This is a genomic window from Pseudomonas mosselii, from assembly GCF_003205295.1.
GTDB classification, from domain to species: domain Bacteria; phylum Pseudomonadota; class Gammaproteobacteria; order Pseudomonadales; family Pseudomonadaceae; genus Aquipseudomonas; species Aquipseudomonas mosselii_B.
Genome location: NZ_QJRP01000002.1, coordinates 73,399 through 93,354, shown reverse-complemented (window position 1 = coordinate 93,354; position 19,956 = coordinate 73,399). Strand labels below are relative to the sequence as shown.

Genomic DNA, 19,956 nt, shown 5'->3' with positions numbered 1-19,956 from the left:
TTGCATTTGCCGTGCAGGCCTCATCGCGGGGCAAGCCCGCTCCCACGCACGGAGCACATCGTCATGGCGTCGTGGGAGCGGGCTTGCCCGCGATCATTACTCGCCGATGGCAGCCTTGTAACCAGCGGCATCCAGCAGCTTGTCGAGCTCGGACTTGTCGCTTGGCTTGAGCTTGAAGATCCAGGAATCGTAGGGCTCGGAGTTCAGAAGCTCTGGCTCGCTGCTGAGCGCATCGTTGACGGCGATCACTTCGCCACCAATCGGCGCGTAGATGTCCGACGCAGCCTTGACCGACTCGACCACGCCAGCGGCGTCACCAGCAGCGAACACCTTGCCGACTTCAGCCAGCTCGACGAACACCACGTCACCCAGGGCTTCCTGGGCGTGGTCGCTGATACCCACGGTCACTGTGCCATCGGCTTCCAGGCGGGCCCATTCATGGCTTTCGGCAAAACGCAGGTCGGCGGGGATTTGGCTCATTGTCTTGTATTCCTCGTTAGGGTCAGCGGTCGGCCCGCCATTTGAGTGTTCAGATCAGGATCTTGCCATGGCGCACGAAGGTCGGCTTGACCACCCGCACCGGGTACCACTTGCCGCGGATCTCCACCTCGGCGCGGTCGCCGGTGGCCATGGGTACGCGGGCCAGGGCAATGGATTTGCTCAGCGTAGGCGAGAAACTACCACTGGTTATCTCTCCTTCGCCAATCCCGGATACACGGACCACCTGGTGGGCACGCAGTACACCGCGCTCCTCGAGCACCAGGCCGACCAGTTTTTCCTTCACGCCCTGCTCGATTTCCGCCAGCAGCCCGGCACGGCCGATGAACTCGCGCCCCGCCGGCTCCCAGGCGACGCTCCAACCCAGGTTGGAGGTCAGCGGGGTGTGGGCTTCGTCAATATCCTGGCCATACAGGTTCATGCCGGCTTCCAGGCGCAGCGTATCGCGCGCGCCCAGGCCGCTCGGGGCGATGCCGGCGCCGACCAGGTCGTTGAAGAACGCCGGGGCCTGCTCGCCGGGAAGGATGATTTCCAGGCCGTCCTCGCCGGTATAACCGGTGCGGGCGATGAACCAGTCACCGTCGGCGAGGCCTTCGAACGGGCGCAGTTCGCGGATCAGCGCGGCACGCGAGGCGCTGAGCAGGGCGGCGACCTTTTCCCGGGCATGGGGGCCCTGGATGGCGAGAATGGCCAGGTCAGGGCGCACCTTGAAACTGACCTTGAAACCTTCGCTGCGCGCTTGCAGCCAGGCCAGTACCTTGTCGCGGGTGGCGGCATTGGCCACCAGGCGGTAGCCGTCCTCGGTGCGGTAGGCGATCAGGTCGTCGATCACCCCGCCATCGGCGTTGAGCAGTGGACTGTAGAGCGCCTTGCCGGGGCTTTCCAGACGCGTCACGTCATTGGCCAGCAGATGTTGCAGCCAGGGCGTGGCGGCGCAACCGTCGATATCGATGACGGTCATGTGGGAGACATCGAAGACCCCGCAGTCACTGCGCACCTGGTGGTGCTCCTCGACTTGCGAGCCGTAATGCAGGGGCATGTCCCATCCGCCGAAATCGACCGTCTTGGCGCCGAGCGCCAGGTGCAGGTCATACAGAGGCGTACGCTGTCCCATGGGTTTCTCCTTCCGGGCGTGGCGAGGCGGCGGCGGTCGGCGATGTTCAATCATCACCTGTTCTTGTAGGACCCGTCGCTGCGAATGCCGCGCATTGTAGCCGCAAGGGCGCTGCGTGACACCCTCAGCGCGGGTGCCCCGGACGATGGGCCGAGCGGCGGATCAGGCCGATCACCGGCAGCAGGCCGACCAATACCAGGGTCAGTGCCGGCAGCGAGGCCCGTGCCCATTCGCCCTCGCTGGTCATCTCGAACACGCGCACGGCCAGGGTGTCCCAGCCGAACGGGCGCATCAGCAGGGTCGCCGGCATCTCCTTGAGCACATCGACAAACACCAGCAAGGCGGCGCTGAGCGCTCCGGGCACCAGCAACGGCAGATACACCTTGAAAAACAATCCCGGCCCGGCGACCCCGAGGCTGCGCGACGCCTCCGGCAACGACGGACGGATCCGCTCCAGGCTGCTTTCCAACGGGCCATAGGCCACGGCGATGAAGCGCACCAGGTAGGCCAGCAGCAGGGCCGACAGGCTGCCCAGCAGCAGCGGCTTGCCCGCCCCGCCCAACCATTGCGACAGCGGCACCACCAGTTGGTTGTCCAGGTAGCTGAACGCCAGCATGATCGATACAGCCAGCACCGAGCCCGGCAAGGCATAGCCGAGGTTGGCCAGGCCGACCCCGGCGCGGATGGCCGTGGTCGGCGCCTGGCGCCGGGCGAAGGCCATCAGCATGGCCACACTGACCGTGATCAGCGCCGCCATGGCGCCCAGGTACAAAGTGTGCAGGACCAACCCGACATACCGCTCATCCAGATCGTGCCGGCCGCGTTGCCAGAACCACGCCAGCAACTGCAGCATCGGTATGACGAAGGCGCAGGCGAACACCAGCAGGCACCAGCCGCTGGCGGCCAACGCCTTGATCCCCCGCAGGTGATACAGCGCCTGCCCCCTGGGCCGTTCATTGCCGCTGCGACTGGCACCACGGGCGCGGCGCTCGCCATACAGCACCAGCATCACCGCCAGCAGCAGCAGGCTGGCCAGCTGCGCCGCGCTGGACAGGCTGAAGAAGCCGTACCAGGTCTTGTAGATGGCCGTGGTGAAGGTGTCGAAGTTGAACACCGCCACCGCGCCGAAGTCGGCCAGGGTCTCCATCAGCGCCAGGGCGATGCCGGCGCCGATGGCCGGGCGCGCCATGGGCAAGGCCACCCGCCAGAACGCCTGCAGCGGCGACAGCCCGAGCACCCGCGCCGCCTCCATCAGGCCCTTGCCCTGGGCCATGAACGCGGTGCGCGCCAGCAGGTAGACATAGGGATAGAACACCAGCACCAGCACCGTGATCACGCCGCCCGTGGAGCGCACCCGCGGCAGGCGCATAGGCCCGAACACCTCGCGCAACGCTGTCTGCACGGGGCCTGCGAAATCGAGCAGGCCGACGAAGACGAACGCCAGGACATAGGCCGGAATCGCGAACGGCAGCATCAGCGCCCAGTCCAGCCAACGTCTGCCGGGGAATTCGCAGAGGCTGGTCAGCCAGGCCAGGCTCACTCCCAGCACGGTCACGCCGATGCCCACCCCCAGCACCAGGGTGAGGGTGTTGCCCAGCAGGCGGCTCATCTGGGTGTCGAGCAGGTGCGACCAGATCTGCACATCGACCGATTGCCAGGACAGCAGCAGGACGCTCAGCGGGAGCAGGACCAGGGCGGCGGTCAGGGAGACCGGCAGGTACCAGCGGCGTTGGGGGGTGTGGGGCAATGCAGGAGTCTCGGTTGCAGGTGGCGACCGCTGCGCGGTCGTTCGCGGCTAAAGCCGCTCCCACAGGGATCGCGCAAACCTGCCAGGCAGCGCAGAACCTGTGGGAGCGGCTTTAGCCGCGAAGGGGCCCTTGTAGGGCCCCGCAAGGATAAGCGCTGAAACTCAGTTCCAGCCAGCCCGATCCATCAAGCGAATCGCTTCGGCCTGACGCTTGCCGGCGACTTCCACCGGAATGCTGTCGGCCTTGAAGCTGCCCCAGGCCGCGACTTCCGTCGAAGGCTTGACCTTCGGGTTGGCCGGGAATTCCTGGTTGATATCGGCGAACAGCTTCTGCGCCTCCTCGCCCGTCATCCACTCCACCAGCTTCTTCGCCGCTTCCGGATGCGGCGCATGCTTGGTCAGGCCGATGCCCGACAGGTTGACGTGCACGCCACGGTCACCCTGGTTGGGCCAGAACAGTTTCACCGGCAGATCGGGCTTCTCCTTGTGCAGGCGCCCGTAGTAGTAAGTGTTGACGATGCCCACGTCGCACTGGCCGGCAGCAATGGCCTGAAGCACCGCGGTGTCGTCGGAGAACACATCGGTAGACAGGTTGTTGACCCAGCCCTTGATCAGCTTCTCGGTCTCGGCCTCGCCATGGTTCTCGATCAGCGTGGCGGTCAGCGACTGGTTGTAGACCTTCTTCGCCGTGCGCAGGCACAGGCGGCCTTCCCAGTTATTGTCGGCCAGGGCTTCGTAGGTGCTGAGCTGCGCCGGTTTGACCCGGTCGGTGGAGTAGGCGATGGTCCGCGCGCGCAGGCTCAGGCCGGTCCAGTCATGGGACGAGGCGCGATACTGCGGCGGGATGTTCTGGTCGATGACTGCCGACTTGATCGGCTGCAGGATACCCATCTGCTCGGCCTGCCAGAGGTTGCCGGCATCGACGGTGAGCAGCAGGTCGGCCACGCCATTCTCGCCCTCGGCCTTGATGCGCTGCATCAGCGGGGCTTCCTTGTCGGTGATGAACTTGATCTTGACGCCGGTCTTGGCGGTGTAGGCGTCGAACACCGGCTTGATCAGCTCGTCGATGCGCGAGGAATACACCACCACTTCATCCGCCGCCTGGGCGGTGCCGCCGAACAGCGTCAGGGCCAGGGCGGCCAGTAGGGGCTTGCGGGATAACATTCGGAGCACTCCTCGCTGAATTTAGAGTGCAAATGGTAGTGGTTCCCATTTTGTGACTCATCTGCCGAGCCGTTACCGGATGTTGCAAACAATCGCGGGGCAAGCCCGCTCCCACGTCCGCATGGTTCGTGGGAGCGGGCTTGCCCCGCGATGAGGGCCTCAGGCCCTGGCCAGCTCCGGCAGATCCCCGGACAACCCCAGGGCCTGCCGCACGAACAGCGCCTTGGCCTCGGGCATCTGCTCCACCAGTTTCAAGCCGCTGTTGCGCAACCAGCGCAGGGGCAACGGATTGGCCTGGAACAACCGCTCGAAGCCCTCCATCGCCGCCATCAACGCCAGGTTGTGCGGCATCCGTCGCCGCTCGAAGCGGCTCAGCACCTTAACATCGGCCAGGCGCTCGCCTCGCTCGCAGGCGCGGACCAGTTCCTCGGCCAGCACTGCGGCGTCGAGAAAACCCAGGTTGACTCCCTGCCCCGCCAACGGGTGGATGGTGTGGGCCGCATCGCCGATCAGCGCCAGCCCTTCTTCCACGTAACGCTTGGCATGGCGCTGGCGCAGCGGCACGCAGACCCGCGGATCTGCCTCCAGCACATCGCCCAGACGCCCCTCGAAAGCCCGCTCAAGAGCCTGGCGGAAGGTCGCGTCGTCCATCGCCATGGCCTGCTCGGCCTGTTCCGGCGTGGTCGACCAGACGATCGAGCACCAGTCCTGACGGCCATCGCGGCTGAGCGGCAGGAACGCCAGCGGGCCTTCGTCGGTGAAGCGCTGCCAGGCCGTGGCCCGGTGCGCCTCGCTGCAGCGCACGCTGGTGACGATGGCATGGTGCAGGTAATCCCACTCACGGGTCGTGCAGCCGGCCAGGCGGCGTACCGCCGAGTTGGCGCCATCGGCGGCGATCACCAGTGGCGCGCGCAGCTTGCGGCCATCGGCCAGGGTCAGCAGCCACTCATCGCCGGAGCGGCGCAGCTGTTCCAGGCGGGCGTTGGCCAGCAGCCCGACATCGCTGTCGTGCAGGCGCTCCAGCAGCCCGTCCTGGACCACACGGTTCTCAACGATATGGCCCAGCACCTCGGCATGCACGCTGGCCGCGGAGAAATGGATCTCGCCGGTGCCGCTGCCGTCCCAGACATGCATGTCCGAATACGGCGAGACACGCCGCCGGGCGATGCCCTCCCAGGCGCCCAGGCGCTCGAGAATGCGCTGGCTGGCCGCCGACAGGGCACTGACCCGCGGCTCGAAAGGCGCCTCGCCGTCAAACGGCTTGACCGTCATCGGGCCGCCATCGAGCAGGAGAACCTCCAGGCCACTGTGGCGCATGGCCAGGGCCAGGGCGCTGCCGACCATACCGGCACCGACAATCAACAGATCTGCGCGCATTTCCATGCCTTACGCCTGCCTCGCTTGCGGCTTGAGCCGCACGTATAGGGTTTTGTCGACCCGCGCCACCAGCTCGCCGGCGCCGTCGCGGATCTCCACCTGCAACCGGGGCAGGTATTTCTTGCCGCTGGCGGTCTGCTGGCGGATCTCGTCCAGCAGCGCGTCGTCGACGTGGAATTGGGCATACACCGGGCCCTTGCCCGGGGTGATGAAGTCGATACTGGCGGCCTTGTCCCAGACGATGTATTCACGCCCCAGCTGCTCGATCAGCAGCAGCATGTAAAACGGATCGACCATCGCGTAAAGGCTGCCGCCGAACTGGGTGCCGACGTAGTTGCGATTCCACCGTGTCAGCTTCATGCGCACCTTGACGCTGCGCATGTCCGGGCTGATCTCCTGGATATGAATTCCGGCGCCCAGGTAGGGCGGGTAGAAGTTCAACAACCAGCGCAGCATCCGCGCTCGCCGTGCGAGCCTGCGAACATCGCTCATGGGCGGCCTCGCGGGTCAGGGCGGGTGCCCAGGCCCATGGCCTGGCGGGCGAACCAGCTTTTTGCCGGCGGCAGCAGGTCCAGGCCAAGCAGGCCGAGGTTGCGCCCGGCCGCCAGCAACGGCTGGCTGCTGCCGAACAGACGGGTGACCTGGTCGGAGAAACCGATGGTCAGGGCCTGGTCGAGGCGCTGGCGCTGGTGATAGGCCTGCAGCGTGGCCAGGTCGCCCGGCAGTGCCGGGCCGGCCAGCAGGGCGTCCGCCAGCGACTGCACGTCGCGCAACGACAGGTTGAAGCCCTGGCCGGCAATGGGGTGCAGGCTGTGAGCGGCATTGCCCAGCACCACAAGGTGCGGGCGCACCTGCTCCTCGGCCTCGACCAGCGACAGTGGGTAGAGATGGCGGGCACCGACCTGGCGCAGGGCGCCGAGGCGATAGCCGAAAGCTTCCTGCAGCTCGCGCAGGAAGCTGCGTTCGTCGAGCTCGGCCAGGCGCCTGGCATCCATCCCCTGGCGGGTCCAGACCAACGCGCAGCGGTTGTCCGCCAGCGGCAGCAAGGCCATCGGCCCTTGCTCGGTGAAACGCTCGAAGGCCTGGCCGGCGTGGGCTTCGCCCGGGGTGATATTGGCGATCAGCGCGCTCTGGTCATAGGGCGTATTGCGCACATGGATGCCCAACTGCTCGCGCAGGCCCGAACGACCGCCGTCGGCCAGCACCGCCAGGTCGCACTCCAGCAAGGTGTCGTCGTCCAGCTGCAGGCGGTAGCCACCGGCGATGGCCTGCATCGCCTGCACCTGAGCCGGGCAGCGCCAGCTGATCACTTCGTTGTCGATGGCCTGCCACAGGCACTGACCGAGCCAGGCGTTCTCGACCACGTAACCGAGTGCCGGCACGCCCTCTTCCAGGGCGTCCAGGCGGGTGCCGCCAAAGCGGCCGCGGTCGGACACCTGGATCTGCCGGATCGGCTCGGCGCGGCGGCTGATGGTCTGCCACAGCCCCAGGCGCTCATAGATCTGCCGGGTACCGTAGGACAGCGCCGAGGAGCGTGCGTCATAGCTGGGCTGGAAGCTGTCGCCGGGCGCGAACGGCTCGATCAGCAGGATCTTCCAGCCACGGGCCTTGGCCGCGGCCTGCAGCGTCAGGGCCAGGCTCGCGCCCACCAGGCCGCCGCCGATGATCGCCAGGTTGACCCGGTTCATGCGGCGTCCTTGCGGGCATCGTGCATCAGCGCCTCGATCTCGGCGACCGTGCGCGGCACGCCCGAAGTGAGGATTTCACAGCCTTGTCTGGTCACCACCACGTCGTCCTCGATCCTTACCCCGATGCCACGCCACTTCTTCGCCACCGCCTGGTTGTCGGCGGCGATGTAGATGCCGGGTTCGACGGTCAGCGCCATGCCCGGTTCGAGCACGCGCCACTGGCCACCGACCTTGTATTCGCCCACGTCGTGCACATCCATGCCCAGCCAGTGTCCGGCGCGGTGCATGTAGAAGGCACGGTAGGCCTCGCTGTCGATCAAGGCCTGCACCTCGCCCTTGAGCAGCCCCAGCGTCACCAGCCCTTCGGTGATCACCCGCACGGTGGCCTCGTGGGCGTGGTTCCAGTGCCTGCCCGGGGCGATCTCGGCGAACGCCGCGGCCTGGGCCGCCAGCACCAGCTCGTAGATGGCCTTCTGTTCCGGCGAGAACCGCCCGCTGACCGGGAAGGTGCGGGTGATGTCGCTGGCGTAGCAGTCGATCTCGCAACCGGCGTCGATCAGGACCAGGTCGCCGTCCTTGAGCGGCGCGTCGTTCTGCTGGTAGTGCAGGATGCAGCCGTTGCGCCCGGCGGCGACGATCGAGCCGTAGGCCGGCATCTTCGCCCCGCCCTTGCGGAACTCGTAGTCCAGCTCGGCTTCCAGGCTGTACTCGTGCAGCCCGGCGCGGCAAGCCTGCATGGCGCGCACATGGGCCCGGGCGGAGATCGCCGCGGCCTCGCGCATGACCTTCACTTCTGCCGCCGATTTATACAGGCGCATGTCGTGCAGCAGATGATCCAGGGCAACGAACTCGTTCGGCGGCTGGGCGCCGAGGCGGGCCTTGGAGCGGATCACATTGATCCACTCCATCAGCCGGCGATCGAACTCGGGGTTGCTGCCCATGTTGCTGTAGACCCGCTCACGCCCTTCGATCAGGCCCGGCAGGATCTCGTCGATATCGCTGATGGGGAAGGCATCGTCGGCGCCGAAATCGCGCACTGCGCCTTCCTGGCCGGCGCGCAGGCCGTCCCATTGCTCGCGCTCGGGGTTGCGTTCGCGGCAGAACAGCACGTACTCGCCATGCTCGCGGCCCGGAATCAGGGCGATTACCGCCTCGGGTTCGGGGAAGCCGCTCAGGTACTGGAAATCGCTGTCCTGGCGGTAGACATGCTCGACGTCGCGGTTGCGGATGGCGACCGCGGCGGCCGGCAGGATGGCGATGCTGTTGGGGACCATCTGCGCCATCAGCGCCTTGCGCCGACGGGCGTACTCCGCCTTGGGTATGTGGCTCATGGGCAAACGACCCCGTTCAGATCAGTGCAACGATGGCTTTGGCGCGGGTGCGGCGGGTGCGGCCAGCTCCGTGTACAGCAGCAACGGGGCGACGCGCAGGTACTCCATGACCTCCATGTAGTCGCTCTCGCCGTCCTCGGATTCTTCCAGGGCTTCCTGGACCTGGGAGATGGCCACCAGGTCCTGGAGCACTTCCTTGGCATCGGTGGACAAGTCCTTGCCCCCGGCGTTCAGGCCGAATCCGGTGATGAAGCCCTGGCACCACTGGCCCAGCGCGGTGGCGCGGTCACTGAGTGCGGCATCATCGGAGGGCAGCAGCAGGACGATGGCGACGTCCTCGCCGGTCAGCTCGGCCTTGACCATCTCTTGCAGGCCGATCAGGGCATTGCGGACAGTCTCGCCGGGCTCGGTCTCGAGCAGCTGGGCGGCGTCGGCAAGCCAGGCATCGGCATCGAAGCCGGCGCCGGCGCAGCTGCGACCGATCAGCAGGCCATGCAGCTCGGCAGGGGTGACGGGGTGGCCATTGCTCGAAAGCAACATGGCGAAGGCGATGTAGGGCGATTGGGTATTGGGCATGGGCAGCTAGGCGCCAGACGGCGCAATGACTAGAATGGAGACCTTGTATCCTAGCACCGGCAGGCGCGCCAAGACCATCGGCACTGGCCGTCGCGCCCTTGGGGCAGGCATGATCGCCAGGCGAGTGAAGGAATCGAGTGCAACCCATGCAAGAGAACGACCTGCAAGCGCTGATGAGCCGGTTCGAGTTGCTGATCGAACGGGTCGAGCAACTAAAGCGGCAAAACGCACTCTTAGTAGCTCAGGAACGATCCTGGCGCGAGGAACGCGCCCACCTGATCGAAAAGAACGAGATCGCCAAACGCAAGATCGAATCGATGATCCTGCGCCTCAAGGCCCTGGAGCAAGACTCATGAGTTCAAGCAATAGCGTCACCGTCCAGATCCTCGACAAGGAATACTCGATCATCTGCCCGCCCGAGGAGCGCAACAATCTGGTCGGCGCCGCCCGTTACCTGGACGGCAAGATGCGCGAGATCCGCAGCAGCGGCAAGGTGATCGGCGCCGACCGCATCGCCGTGATGGCCGCGCTGAACATCACCCACGAGCTGCTGCACCGCCAGGAACGCCCAGAAGTGGCCAGCGGCGGCACCACCCGCGAACAGGTGCGCGACCTGCTGGAGCGGGTCGACCAGGCCCTGTCCGACGATCCGGTTAGCAAAAGCGACTGAGATTGGTATACTGGCGCCACTCCCTGGGGGATGCGCCAGTCGGTTATGTCCCTGAGCCGATACGCACAACCACGGGGGTTGCACGCTGGGGCCGGTGTGCATGTCCGCCCGACGGAAAGCCTTAACGCCCCCTGCAATCTCCACCTTGAACTTTCGGGTTCAAGGGCTACACCGATAGCGGTCTTGTCGGGGAGCCTGCATTCAGAACTGCCCGCCTCCAACGGCGGGCTTTTCGTTTCTTCTGGGATCGCCCGTGCCATGACCGACACCGCGCCGCTCACCCGCCCCCAGCTTCGCCGCCTGCTGCGCAACGCCCGCCGCGCCCTCACACCCGCCCAGCAACGCCAGGCCGCCGAAGGCCTGTATCACCAACTGGCGCAGGATCCGCTGTTCCGCCGTGCCCGGCATATCGCCCTGTACCTGCCCAACGACGGCGAGATCGACCCGCGCCTGCTGCTACGCGAAGCCCACAAGCGCGGCAAGCGCGTCTACCTGCCGGTGCTGCACGCCTGGCCACGCACGCGCATGGTGTTCCAGCGCTTCGAGGCCGGCGAGGCACTGCGCCCCAACCGGTTCCGCATCCTGGAACCGGTGATCGATCGCAAGCGCCAACGGCCGATCTGGGCGCTGGACCTGATCCTGCTGCCGCTGGTCGGTTTCGATGAGGTGGGGGGGCGCCTGGGCATGGGCGGTGGCTTCTATGACCGCAGCCTGGCCTACCAGGGCCGGCGCCAGACATGGAAAAAGCCATTGCTGCTGGGGCTGGCGCACGAATGCCAGAAAGTGGAGCGACTCAACCAGGCGAGCTGGGATGTACCGTTGCAAGGCACGGTTTCGGACCGTGGCTGGTACCTGGCGCCGAAGTGAGGTGCGATCAGCGGTGCTGTTGCTGCGCCGGATCGACGGGCGCCTGCTGGTAGGCGGCATCCAGCTTGCGCTCCCACAAGCCTTGCGCGTAACCGGTGGTGACCACGCCCAGCCCGAAGACGAAGGCCAGGATCCAGAGCAGGTCCGGTTTACGTTGTTTCATTGATCGTCCCCCAAGAACAACTGTCCAGGCTCGGCGGCTTTCTTGATGGCGGCCGGAGCATATAGCTTAAAATCGGCGCATTTTCCGACAACATGAGTCGCCAGGCAAACGTTGACGCCAACCGACTGTCGGTTTCATGCAACGAGTTATTTCAAACTCTTTCAGGAGCAGCACCCATGGCCTACTGGCTGATGAAATCCGAGCCCGACGAGCTCTCCGTCGAAGCCTTGGCACGCCTGGGCAGCGCCCGCTGGGACGGGGTGCGCAACTACCAGGCGCGCAATTTCCTGCGGGCCATGAGCGTAGGCGACGAATTCTTCTTCTACCACTCCAGCTGCCCGCAACCGGGGATCGCCGGCATCGCCCGGATCAGCGCCGCCGCCTACCCGGACCCGACCGCCCTGGATCCGCACAGCCACTACCACGACGCCAAGGCCAGCGCCGAGAAGAACCCGTGGAGCGCGGTGGACGTCGAGCATGTGCGGACCTTCCGCCAGGTGCTTGGCCTGGGCCTGCTCAAGCAGCAGGCGGCGCTCGAGGAACTGCCACTGGTGCAAAAGGGCAGCCGCCTGTCGGTGATGCCGGTGACCGCAGAACAATGGGCGGCGATCCTCGCGCTGAGCTGATTGTGCGGCTATTGTCAGGGGTTTGACCAATATCAACGCGCAAGGAAGCGCGTCGCGCCAGGATAAGGCGTGCTAGCCGCAGGATGCAGACCGATGAATAGAAAAGCCCCCAGAATCTTCGCCTCCGCCCTGGTATTGCTGTTGCTGGCGGCAGGCGGGCTGGGCTACTGGAAGTCTCTTCACGACCGCCTGCCCGAAGGCCTGAGCATGGGCAACGGACGCCTCGAGTCCACCGAGGTGCAGATCGCCAGCAAGATCCCCGGGCGCCTGGCCGAGGTGCTGGTCGACGAAGGCGACAAGGTTACCCGCGGCCAGTTGCTGGCGCGCATCGACACCCGCACCATGGAAGCCCAGCGCAGCCAGGCCGAGGCCGAAGTGCTGCGCGCCCGGGAGAACTACGCCGCCGCCCAGGCCAGCGTGCAGCTGCGCCAGAGCGAACTGTTGCTGGCCAGCCAGGAGCTCAAGCGGGTACGCGAGATCTACCAACGCAAGTTCGCCAGCCAGCAGCTGCTCGACCAGCAGCAGGCCCGCTACGACACCGCCACCGCGGCCGTGGTCGCGGCCCGGGCCCAGCTGGCGGCGATCAAGGCCGCCATCGGCGCCGCCGAGGCCCAGGTCGCCCAACTCACCAGCGAAATCGACGACAGCAGCCTGCGCGCGCCCATCGACGGCATCATCCAGCTGCGCCTGGCCGAACCCGGCGAAGTGCTCGGCGCCGGTGGCCGGGTGCTGATGCTGATCGACCCTAGCGACCAGTACATGAACCTCTACCTGCCCGCCGCCACCACCGGCCGGCTGACCGTCGGCGACCAGGCGCGGATCGTGCTCGACGCCCTGCCGGACAAGGCCCTGCCGGCCAAGGTGGCGTTCGTCGCGGCCAAGGCGCAGTTCACCCCGAAGCAGGTCGAGACCCGCGATGAGCGGCAGAAGCTGGTGTTCCGGGTCAAGCTGCGCCTGACCGAACCGAGCGCCGTGCCCCAGGCCAAGCCGGGCATGCCCGGCGCCGGTTATGTGCGCACCGCCGACGTGGGCTGGCCGGCTAACCTGCAATGAACGCGGCGATCGCCCTGCGTGCCGACGGCGTCAGCCACCGTTATGGCGACCTGCAGGCCCTGCACAGCCTCGCGTTCAGCCTGCCGACCGGCACCCGCTGCGGCCTGATCGGCCCGGATGGCGCCGGCAAGTCGACCCTGCTCGGGCTGATCGCCGGGGTCAAGCGCCTGCAACAGGGCGAGTTGCAGGTGCTCGGCGGCTCGATCCGCCAGCGCCGCCACCGCACCGCGCTGTATCCCAAGGTCGCCTTCATGCCCCAGGGCCTGGGCAACAACCTGTACCCGGAGCTGTCGATCCGCGAGAACATCCGCTTCTTCGCCACCCTGTTCGGTCTGGGCCGTACCGAATGCGAACAACGCATGGCCAGCCTGTTGCGCGCCACCGACCTGGAGCGCTTCGCCGAGCGCCCGGCCGGCAAGCTCTCGGGCGGCATGAAGCAGAAGCTGGGGTTGTGCTGCGCGCTGATCCACGAGCCGGACCTGCTGATCCTCGACGAGCCGACCACCGGCGTCGACCCGCTGTCGCGACGGCGTTTCTGGGAGCTGGTCGAGCAGGTGCGCGCCCAGCGCCCGCAACTGACCCTGCTGGTGGCCACCGCCTACATGGAAGAGGCCGAGCAGTTCGAGCACTGCCTGATGCTCGACGATGGCCGCCTGCTGGCCGCCGGCCTCAGCCTCGAACTGGCAGCGGTTACACCCAGCGGCAAACTGGACGACGCCTTCACCCACTTCCAGGGCGCTGGCCGCGCACAGCCCGAGCCCCTGCGTATTCCGCCACGCCAGGCCGATGACGGGCCGATCGCCATCGAGGCCCACGACCTGACCCTACGCTTCGGCGACTTTACCGCGGTGAACAAGGTCAGCTTCGCCATCGGCCGCGGTGAGATCTTCGGTTTCCTTGGCTCCAACGGCTGCGGCAAGACCACCACCATGAAGGTGCTCACCGGCCTGATGCCGGCCAGCGAGGGCAGCGCCAGCCTGCTCGGCCGCCCGGTGGATGCCGGCGACCTGGCCACGCGCAAGCGGGTCGGATTCATGTCCCAGAGCTATTCGCTGTATGGCGAGCTGAGCGCCCGGCAGAACCTCGAACTGCACGCCCGCCTGTTCGACCTGGCCAAGGCCGACAGCGCGCCGCGCATCGCCGAGCTCATCGAGCGCTTCGACTTAGGCGCCATTGCCGACCAGCCGTCCGGCGCCCTGCCCCTGGGCCTGCGCCAACGCCTGTCGCTGGCCGTGGCGGTATTGCACCGCCCGGAAGTGCTGATCCTCGACGAGCCGACCTCGGGTGTCGACCCGGCGGCCCGCGACGACTTCTGGCGCCTGCTGGTGGAGCTGTCCCGCGAGCAGGGCGTGACCATCTTCCTGTCCACCCATTTCATGAACGAGGCCCTGCGCTGCGACCGCATCTCGCTGATGCACGCCGGCCGGGTACTGGCCTGCGACACCCCGCTGGCCCTGCAGCGCCAGTTCGGCGGCGAGACCCTGGAAGACGCCTTCGTGCGCTGCCTCGAACAGGCCCAGGACGCGCCCGCCCAGGCGCAGGCCGATGCAGGGTTGGAACAGGCCGCCGCCCAAGCGCCCGCTTTGCGCCAGGCCTTCAGCCTGCGCCGCCTGCTGGCGGTGGCCAGCCGCGAAGGCAAGGAACTGCTGCGCGACAAGGTGCGCCTGGCGTTCGCCCTGCTTGGCGCACTGTTCATGATGGTGATCTTCGGCTATGGCATCTCCCTGGATGTGGAGAACCTCGCCTTCGCCGTGTACGACCAGGACCAGAGCCCGCAGAGCCGCGCCTACCTCGAGGCCTTCCGTGGCTCGCGCTACTTCGCCGAGCAGGCGCCGATTCGCGATGCCCGCCAGTTGCACCAGCGCCTGCAACGCTCGGAGATCAAACTGGCCCTGGAGATCCCGCCGGGCTTTGGCCGTGACCTGCATGCCGGGCGCCAGCCGGTGGTGGCTGCCTGGCTCGATGGCGGCATGCCGTTTCGCGCCGAGACCAGTCGCAACTATGTGGAAGCCGTGCACCAGGGCAACCTGGAGCAGCTGGCCGCCCTCGGCCCGCACCCTGTGGCGCGCCAGCAGCCGGTACGCCTGGAAACACGCTTTCGCTACAACCAGGACGTGGTCAGCGTGAACGCCATCGGCCCCGGGGTCATGGCGCTGATCCTGGCCTTCATCCCGGCCATGCTCACCGCGCTGGGCATCGTGCGGGAAAAGGAACTGGGCTCGATCACCAATTTCTACGCCACCCCGCTGACCCGCCTGGAATTCCTGCTCGGCAAGCAGGCGCCCTACCTCGCGGTGAGCCTGGTCAACCTGGCGCTGCTGGTGGCGATGAACCGCTGGCTGTTCGGCGTGCCGCTCAAGGGCAGCCCGCTGGCCCTGGCCTGCGGCGGCCTGGCCTACCTGCTGGCGACCACCAGCCTGGGCCTGCTGATCTCGGCCTTCACCCGCACGCAGATCGCGGCGATCCTCGGCACCATGATCATCACCAGCCTGCCGACCATCCAGTTCTCCGGCCTGATCGTGCCGCGCTCGTCGCTGGACGGCGCGGCGGCGCTGATGGGCCAGCTGTTCCCAGCCGGCTATTTCCTCGACATCGCCGTCGGCACCTTCACCAAGGCCCTGGGCCTGCGCGAGCTGTGGCCGCAGTGCCTGGCGCTGCTGGGCTTCTTCGCCGCCTTCACCGGGCTGAGCCTGGCCATGCTGAAAAAACAGGAGGCCTGAGATGAGCCGCCTCTCCCACACCCTGCGCCTGGGCCTGAAGGAACTCACCAGCCTGCGCCACGACAGCGTGTTGCTGCTGTTCCTGCTGTACGCCTTCAGCGTGGCGATCTACATGCCCGCCGCAGGCTCCGTGATCGGCGTGCACAACGCCAGTGTCGCGGTGGTCGACGAAGACCACGGCGCCGTCTCGCGCAAGCTCGCCGAGTCGCTGCAGCCGCCCGAGTTCCAGCCTGCCGTGGCACTGCCGGCGAATCACCTGGACCAGGCCATGGACAGCGGCCAGTACACCTTCGTGGTCAACGTACCGGTGAACTTCCAGGCCGACCTGCTGGCCGGGCGCTCGCCGGAGCTGCAGGTCAACGTCGATGCCACGGCCATGAGCCAGGCCTTCATGGGGGCCGGCTACATCGGCCGGATCTTCGAACGCGAACTGCTGGAGTACGCAGGCCGCAGCACCAGCAGCCCGGCCCTGCTCAACCCGAAAGCCCTGTTCAACCCCAACCTGGAAGGCGGCTGGTTCCTGGCGGTGATCCAGATCGTCAACAACATCACCATCCTGGCCATCGTCCTTACCGGCACCGCGCTGCTGCGCGAGCGTGAGCACGGCACCCTCGATCACCTGCTGGTGCTGCCGCTGACGGCGCTGGAAATCATGCTAGCGAAGATCGCCAGCAACGCCCTGGTAGTGGTGGCGTGTACCTGGATATCGCTGGAAGTGGTGGTCAAGGGCGCCCTGGGCGTGCCGCTGGCGGGCTCGATGGGGCTGTTCCTGGGGGTGACCGCGCTGTACCTGTTCGCCAGCACGGCGCTGGGCATCTTCCTCGCCACCCTGGCGCGCTCGACGCCGCAGTTCGGCCTGCTGGCGATCCCGGTGATCATCCCGATGCTGCTGCTCTCGGGCGGCAGCACGCCGCTGGACAGCATGCCGCAATGGCTGCAGTGGGTCATGCAGGGCTCGCCCTCGACCCACTTCGTCAGCCTCGGCGCGGCGATCCTGTTCCGCGACGCCGGACTGAACGTGGTGTGGCCGGATGTGGCGGCCCTGGCCGCGATCGGCCTGGTGTTCTTCGGCGTGGCCCTGGCGCGCTTTCGCCGCAGCCTCGCCGCCTGATCACTGCACGATCAGGTTGTTGAACAGCAGGTCCTCGACGATCGGCTTGCCCTCTTCGGACTCCATCACCTGCTGCACCTGCTTCAGGGCTTCCTGGCGCAGTTTTTCCTTGGCCTCGACATTGCTCATGTTGTCCACGCCCTGCTGGGTGAACAGCGCCACCAGCTGGTTGCGGATCAGCGGCTCGTGGTGCTTGACCGCGGTGGCGGCGGCATCGCCGGTCACGCGCAGGGCGACGTCGGCCTTGAACACACGCAGCTTGGGGCTGCCGTCGAGGGCGTAGTTGCCGACGAAGGGCGGGCTGAGGCTGATGTAGGCGACCTTGGGCTCGCCTTCCTTTTCCTCGGCCATCGCCGCCACTGGCAGCATCAGGGCCAGCACCATCAAGATCCACGCTTTCACGAATTCGCTCCTCAATACAGTTGGCGCCAGCTTACCCAGCACGCCGGCCAAACCCAAGCCCGGGCTTATGCCGGCTCATCAGGGCCGGCCATGCTCGTTGACCCTGGGGGTGGCCCTCCTACACTTATCGGCCACCACACGCAAAGGAATAGCCCTGATGAAAGCCTTGTTGTGCAAAGCCCTGGGCCCGGCGCGGGACCTGGTCCTGGAAGAGGTCGCCAGCCCCACGCCTAAGAAGAACGAGATCCTCCTCGACGTGCACGCCGCCGGGGTCAACTTCCCCGACACCCTGATCATCGAGGGCAAGTACCAGTTCCAGCCGCCGCTGCCGTTCGCCCCGGGTGGCGAGGCCGCCGGCGTGGTGGCCGCGGTCGGCGAGAAAGCTGGCGCGTTCAAGGTCGGCGACCGGGTCATGGCCCTGACCGGCTGGGGCGCCTTCGCCGAGCAGGTGGCGGTGCCGTTCTACAACGTGCTGCCGATTCCGGCGGGCATGGACTTCACCACCGCCGCCGCGTTCGGCATGACCTACGGCACCTCGATGCACGCCCTGACCCAGCGCGGCCAGCTCAAGGCCGGCGAAACCCTGCTGGTGCTCGGCGCCTCGGGCGGCGTCGGGCTGGCGGCGGTGGAGATCGGCAAGGCCCTGGGCGCCCGGGTGATCGCCGCGGCCAGCAGCGCCGAGAAACTGGCGATCGCCAAGACGGCCGGGGCCGACGAGCTGATCGACTACAGCCAGGCCAGCCTCAAGGACGAGATCAAGCGCCTGACCGGCGGCCAGGGTGTGGACGTGATCTACGACCCGGTCGGTGGCGCGCTGTTCGACCAGGCCGTGCGCGGGCTGGCGTGGAACGGGCGGTTGCTGGTGGTGGGCTTTGCCAGCGGCACGATCCCGCAACTGCCGGTGAACCTGACCCTGCTCAAGGGCGCGGCGGTGCTCGGGGTGTTCTGGGGCGCGTTCGCCCAGCGCCAGCCGGAAGACAACGCGGCCAACTTCCGTCAGCTGTTTGCCTGGCACGCCGAAGGCAAGTTGAAGCCCCTGGTGTCGCAGACCTTTGCACTGGCCGAGGGTGGCGCGGCGATCGAACGCCTGGCGCAGCGACAGGCGGTGGGCAAGCTGGTGGTGACGATCCCGCGCTGACCGCTCACGTAAACCATTGATTTGACTTAACCCTGTGGGAGCGGGTTTACCCGCGAAGAATCCAGCGCGGTGTATGGCACCGGCTTCGCCGGTGTTCGCGGGCAAGCCCGCTCCCACAGGGATAGCATTTCCCTGCACGACAGGGCCGACCCTGCAGTTCTTCTATCCATATTCCTAAACGGTAGTTCATAAACTTTTTCTAAACGAATAGGGTATATCGACCGGACCACCGGACCAGCAAACGTCTGTCGCCATCAGCTGAGGCGACGCTTTCAACTTTGTGAGGTTAGGAATGGTCAGGATCACAATCACCCCAGTGCATAACGCCAGGGCATTGAGTGCAGCCAAGGAGCGGTACTGATGTCCAGCCAACCAACTACTACCCGATTCCACAGCGATCTCGACAGCTCGCCGCTGCTGCTCCCGGCCACGGTGTTGCGCAACGACGAAGAGGCCCTGCAGGCCGCCCGCGAACTGGCCGAGGTGGCCCGCCAGCAGGCCGCCAAACGTGACCAGCAGCGCAAGCTGCCCTGGGCCGAGATCGAACAGTTCACCCGCAGCGGCCTGGGCAGCATCAGCGTGCCCAAGGCCTTCGGCGGCCCCGAGGTCTCCTTCTCCACCATCGCCGAAGTGTTCCGCCTGATCAGTGCCGCCGACCCGGCGCTGGGGCAGATTCCGCAGAACCAGTTCGGCATCCTGCAACTGATCCGCCTGACCGCCACCCAGGCCCAGCAGGAAGTGATCTTCCGCTCGGTGCTCGACGGCTGGCGCATCGGCAATGCCGGCCCCGAGCGCGGGACCAAGGACACCCTGACGCTCAAGGCACGCCTCACCCGTGATGGCGACGGCTATCGCATCAGCGGCGAGAAGTTCTATTCCACCGGCGCCCTGTACGCCCACTGGGTGGCGGTCAAGGCGCTGGACGACGATGGCCGCCAGCGCCTGGCGTTCGTCCGTCGCGGCAGCCCGGGGCTGCGTATCGTCGACGACTGGTCCGGCTTCGGCCAGCGCACCACCGCCAGCGGCACCGTGCTGCTCGACCAGGTGCCAGTGGACGCCGACCTGGTGGTGGACAACTGGCGCCTGCGTGAGGAGCCCAGCATCCAGGGCGCCGCCTCGCAGCTGATCCAGGCGGCGATCGACGCCGGCATCGCCGAAGCGGCCATCGAGGACACGATCCAGTTCGTCCGAGAGAAATCCCGGCCGTGGATCGAAGCCAAGGTCGAACGCAACAGCGACGATCCCTATGTGATCGCCGACATCGGTCGCCTGAAGCTCGAACTGCATGCCGCCGAGGCCCTGCTGCGCAAGGCCGCCAAGGTGCTCGACGAGGTGAATGCCGGCGTGATCGATGCCGCCGCCGCGGCCCGTGCCTCGATTGCCGTGGCCGAAGCCAAGGTGCTCACCACCGAGATCTCGCTGCAGGCCAGCGAGAAGCTGTTCGAACTGGCCGGCAGCCGCGCCAGCCTGGCCGAGTTCAACCTCGACCGGCACTGGCGCAACGCCCGGGTCCACACCCTGCACGACCCGGTGCGCTGGAAGTACCACGCCGTCGGCGCCTACCACCTCAACGGCACCCTGCCTGCCCGCCATTCCTGGATCTGATTTCGAGCCTTGGGGCTGCTGCGCAGCCCTTCGCGGGTAAACCCGCTCCCACAGGGATCGCACTGATTCCGATAACAGCGCTGTACCTGTGGGAGCGGGTTTACCC

General features: G+C 66.8%; 20 protein-coding genes and 1 other RNA gene. 10 read left to right on the top strand and 11 right to left on the bottom strand.

What is annotated here, in order from left to right; all coding sequences use genetic code 11:
* Positions 1–96: 96 nt before the first annotated feature.
* From gcvH to DMX06_RS02260, 9 genes are all read right to left on the bottom strand, one after another.
* The gene (gene gcvH, locus DMX06_RS02300) at positions 97–480 is read right to left on the bottom strand and encodes a glycine cleavage system protein GcvH (RefSeq protein ID WP_110734204.1); all 384 of its coding nucleotides are present in this window, start codon (positions 478–480) and stop codon (positions 97–99) included.
* A 49-nt stretch (positions 481–529) separates the two neighbouring features.
* Positions 530–1,612: a glycine cleavage system aminomethyltransferase GcvT gene (gene gcvT, locus DMX06_RS02295; RefSeq protein ID WP_110734201.1), complete on the bottom strand. Its 1,083-nt coding sequence runs from the start codon at positions 1,610–1,612 to the stop codon at positions 530–532.
* 124 nt (positions 1,613–1,736) lie between these two features.
* Complete coding sequence (locus tag DMX06_RS02290) at positions 1,737–3,359, bottom strand: ABC transporter permease (RefSeq protein WP_110734199.1); 1,623 nt, start codon at positions 3,357–3,359, stop codon at positions 1,737–1,739.
* Between the two features lie 162 nt (positions 3,360–3,521).
* Positions 3,522–4,523, bottom strand: a complete 1,002-nt coding sequence (locus tag DMX06_RS02285; RefSeq protein WP_110734197.1) for an extracellular solute-binding protein — start codon at positions 4,521–4,523, stop codon at positions 3,522–3,524.
* A gap of 159 nt (positions 4,524–4,682) precedes the next feature.
* Positions 4,683–5,900: a 2-octaprenyl-3-methyl-6-methoxy-1,4-benzoquinol hydroxylase gene (locus tag DMX06_RS02280; protein WP_181427771.1), complete on the bottom strand. Its 1,218-nt coding sequence runs from the start codon at positions 5,898–5,900 to the stop codon at positions 4,683–4,685.
* A 9-nt stretch (positions 5,901–5,909) separates the two neighbouring features.
* Positions 5,910–6,392, bottom strand: a complete 483-nt coding sequence (locus tag DMX06_RS02275; RefSeq protein WP_110734193.1) for a DUF4442 domain-containing protein — start codon at positions 6,390–6,392, stop codon at positions 5,910–5,912.
* Positions 6,389–7,588 (bottom strand): 2-octaprenyl-6-methoxyphenyl hydroxylase, encoded by a 1,200-nt coding sequence (ubiH, locus tag DMX06_RS02270; protein WP_110734190.1) that lies wholly within the window; start codon positions 7,586–7,588, stop codon positions 6,389–6,391. The genes DMX06_RS02275 and ubiH overlap by 4 nt, the downstream gene beginning before the upstream one ends.
* The gene (gene pepP, locus DMX06_RS02265) at positions 7,585–8,919 is read right to left on the bottom strand and encodes a Xaa-Pro aminopeptidase (RefSeq protein WP_110734188.1); all 1,335 of its coding nucleotides are present in this window, start codon (positions 8,917–8,919) and stop codon (positions 7,585–7,587) included. The genes ubiH and pepP overlap by 4 nt, the downstream gene beginning before the upstream one ends.
* A 21-nt stretch (positions 8,920–8,940) precedes the next feature.
* Positions 8,941–9,495: a YecA/YgfB family protein gene (locus DMX06_RS02260; protein ID WP_110734186.1), complete on the bottom strand. Its 555-nt coding sequence runs from the start codon at positions 9,493–9,495 to the stop codon at positions 8,941–8,943.
* Between the two features lie 146 nt (positions 9,496–9,641).
* Here DMX06_RS02260 and DMX06_RS02255 point away from each other — a divergent pair, with 146 nt between their 5' ends.
* From DMX06_RS02255 to DMX06_RS02240, 4 genes are all read left to right on the top strand, one after another.
* The gene (locus DMX06_RS02255) at positions 9,642–9,851 is read left to right on the top strand and encodes a TIGR02449 family protein (RefSeq protein ID WP_023631616.1); all 210 of its coding nucleotides are present in this window, start codon (positions 9,642–9,644) and stop codon (positions 9,849–9,851) included.
* Entirely contained in the window at positions 9,848–10,165 is a 318-nt protein-coding gene (locus DMX06_RS02250; RefSeq protein WP_023631617.1) for a cell division protein ZapA, read from the top strand. Before DMX06_RS02255 ends, DMX06_RS02250 begins: the two co-directional genes overlap by 4 nt.
* A 17-nt stretch (positions 10,166–10,182) precedes the next feature.
* Positions 10,183–10,362, top strand: a non-coding RNA gene (gene ssrS / locus DMX06_RS02245) — 6S RNA.
* Positions 10,363–10,423: 61 nt separating this feature from the next.
* A complete protein-coding gene (locus DMX06_RS02240; protein WP_110734184.1) occupies positions 10,424–11,032 on the top strand; it encodes a 5-formyltetrahydrofolate cyclo-ligase in 609 nt (202 codons plus the stop codon).
* A gap of 7 nt (positions 11,033–11,039) precedes the next feature.
* Here the strand turns inward: DMX06_RS02240 and DMX06_RS26255 are convergent, their stop codons facing one another.
* Positions 11,040–11,195: a hypothetical protein gene (locus DMX06_RS26255; RefSeq protein WP_181427767.1), complete on the bottom strand. Its 156-nt coding sequence runs from the start codon at positions 11,193–11,195 to the stop codon at positions 11,040–11,042.
* Positions 11,196–11,371: 176 nt separating this feature from the next.
* On the opposite strand from DMX06_RS26255, the gene DMX06_RS02235 reads away from it, so the two are divergent.
* The 4 genes from DMX06_RS02235 (at position 11,372) to DMX06_RS02220 (ending at position 16,705) form a co-directional block, all read left to right on the top strand.
* Positions 11,372–11,821, top strand: coding sequence for an EVE domain-containing protein (locus tag DMX06_RS02235; protein WP_110734182.1), 450 nt, complete (start codon positions 11,372–11,374; stop codon positions 11,819–11,821).
* Positions 11,822–11,914: 93 nt separating this feature from the next.
* Positions 11,915–12,874, top strand: coding sequence for an HlyD family secretion protein (locus DMX06_RS02230; RefSeq protein ID WP_050703321.1), 960 nt, complete (start codon positions 11,915–11,917; stop codon positions 12,872–12,874).
* Complete coding sequence (rbbA, locus tag DMX06_RS02225) at positions 12,871–15,594, top strand: ribosome-associated ATPase/putative transporter RbbA (RefSeq protein ID WP_110734180.1); 2,724 nt, start codon at positions 12,871–12,873, stop codon at positions 15,592–15,594. Before DMX06_RS02230 ends, rbbA begins: the two co-directional genes overlap by 4 nt.
* 1 nt (position 15,595) lies before the next feature.
* A complete protein-coding gene (locus DMX06_RS02220) occupies positions 15,596–16,705 on the top strand; it encodes an ABC transporter permease (RefSeq protein WP_110734178.1) in 1,110 nt (369 codons plus the stop codon).
* Here the strand turns inward: DMX06_RS02220 and DMX06_RS02215 are convergent, their stop codons facing one another.
* Positions 16,706–17,107: a flagellar basal body-associated protein FliL gene (locus DMX06_RS02215; protein WP_110734175.1), complete on the bottom strand. Its 402-nt coding sequence runs from the start codon at positions 17,105–17,107 to the stop codon at positions 16,706–16,708.
* A 157-nt stretch (positions 17,108–17,264) separates the two neighbouring features.
* Here DMX06_RS02215 and DMX06_RS02210 point away from each other — a divergent pair, with 157 nt between their 5' ends.
* Both DMX06_RS02210 and DMX06_RS02200 read left to right on the top strand, forming a co-directional pair.
* Positions 17,265–18,245, top strand: a complete 981-nt coding sequence (locus DMX06_RS02210) for an NADPH:quinone oxidoreductase family protein (protein WP_110734173.1) — start codon at positions 17,265–17,267, stop codon at positions 18,243–18,245.
* Positions 18,246–18,605: 360 nt separating this feature from the next.
* Positions 18,606–19,850 carry an SfnB family sulfur acquisition oxidoreductase gene (locus DMX06_RS02200; protein WP_110734169.1) on the top strand — a complete coding sequence of 415 codons (1,245 nt, stop codon included), beginning with the start codon at positions 18,606–18,608 and terminating at the stop codon, positions 19,848–19,850.
* Positions 19,851–19,956: the final 106 nt, after the last annotated feature.

What these genes read in the sequence shown, in the direction of transcription:
- DMX06_RS02280 (WP_181427771.1), bottom strand. Translation starts at nt 5,900, where the DNA reads ATGCGCGCAGATCTGTTGATTGTCGGTGCCGGTATGGTCGGCAGCGCC.
- DMX06_RS02250 (WP_023631617.1), top strand. Translation starts at nt 9,848, where the DNA reads ATGAGTTCAAGCAATAGCGTCACCGTCCAGATCCTCGACAAGGAATAC.
- DMX06_RS02235 (WP_110734182.1), top strand. Translation starts at nt 11,372, where the DNA reads ATGGCCTACTGGCTGATGAAATCCGAGCCCGACGAGCTCTCCGTCGAA.
- DMX06_RS02200 (WP_110734169.1), top strand. Translation starts at nt 18,606, where the DNA reads ATGTCCAGCCAACCAACTACTACCCGATTCCACAGCGATCTCGACAGC.
- DMX06_RS02255 (WP_023631616.1), top strand. Translation starts at nt 9,642, where the DNA reads ATGCAAGAGAACGACCTGCAAGCGCTGATGAGCCGGTTCGAGTTGCTG.
- DMX06_RS26255 (WP_181427767.1), bottom strand. Translation starts at nt 11,195, where the DNA reads ATGAAACAACGTAAACCGGACCTGCTCTGGATCCTGGCCTTCGTCTTC.
- gcvH (WP_110734204.1), bottom strand. Translation starts at nt 480, where the DNA reads ATGAGCCAAATCCCCGCCGACCTGCGTTTTGCCGAAAGCCATGAATGG.
- rbbA (WP_110734180.1), top strand. Translation starts at nt 12,871, where the DNA reads ATGAACGCGGCGATCGCCCTGCGTGCCGACGGCGTCAGCCACCGTTAT.
- DMX06_RS02230 (WP_050703321.1), top strand. Translation starts at nt 11,915, where the DNA reads ATGAATAGAAAAGCCCCCAGAATCTTCGCCTCCGCCCTGGTATTGCTG.
- DMX06_RS02275 (WP_110734193.1), bottom strand. Translation starts at nt 6,392, where the DNA reads ATGAGCGATGTTCGCAGGCTCGCACGGCGAGCGCGGATGCTGCGCTGG.
- pepP (WP_110734188.1), bottom strand. Translation starts at nt 8,919, where the DNA reads ATGAGCCACATACCCAAGGCGGAGTACGCCCGTCGGCGCAAGGCGCTG.
- DMX06_RS02210 (WP_110734173.1), top strand. Translation starts at nt 17,265, where the DNA reads ATGAAAGCCTTGTTGTGCAAAGCCCTGGGCCCGGCGCGGGACCTGGTC.
- DMX06_RS02260 (WP_110734186.1), bottom strand. Translation starts at nt 9,495, where the DNA reads ATGCCCAATACCCAATCGCCCTACATCGCCTTCGCCATGTTGCTTTCG.
- DMX06_RS02285 (WP_110734197.1), bottom strand. Translation starts at nt 4,523, where the DNA reads ATGTTATCCCGCAAGCCCCTACTGGCCGCCCTGGCCCTGACGCTGTTC.
- DMX06_RS02220 (WP_110734178.1), top strand. Translation starts at nt 15,596, where the DNA reads ATGAGCCGCCTCTCCCACACCCTGCGCCTGGGCCTGAAGGAACTCACC.
- gcvT (WP_110734201.1), bottom strand. Translation starts at nt 1,612, where the DNA reads ATGGGACAGCGTACGCCTCTGTATGACCTGCACCTGGCGCTCGGCGCC.
- ubiH (WP_110734190.1), bottom strand. Translation starts at nt 7,588, where the DNA reads ATGAACCGGGTCAACCTGGCGATCATCGGCGGCGGCCTGGTGGGCGCG.
- DMX06_RS02240 (WP_110734184.1), top strand. Translation starts at nt 10,424, where the DNA reads ATGACCGACACCGCGCCGCTCACCCGCCCCCAGCTTCGCCGCCTGCTG.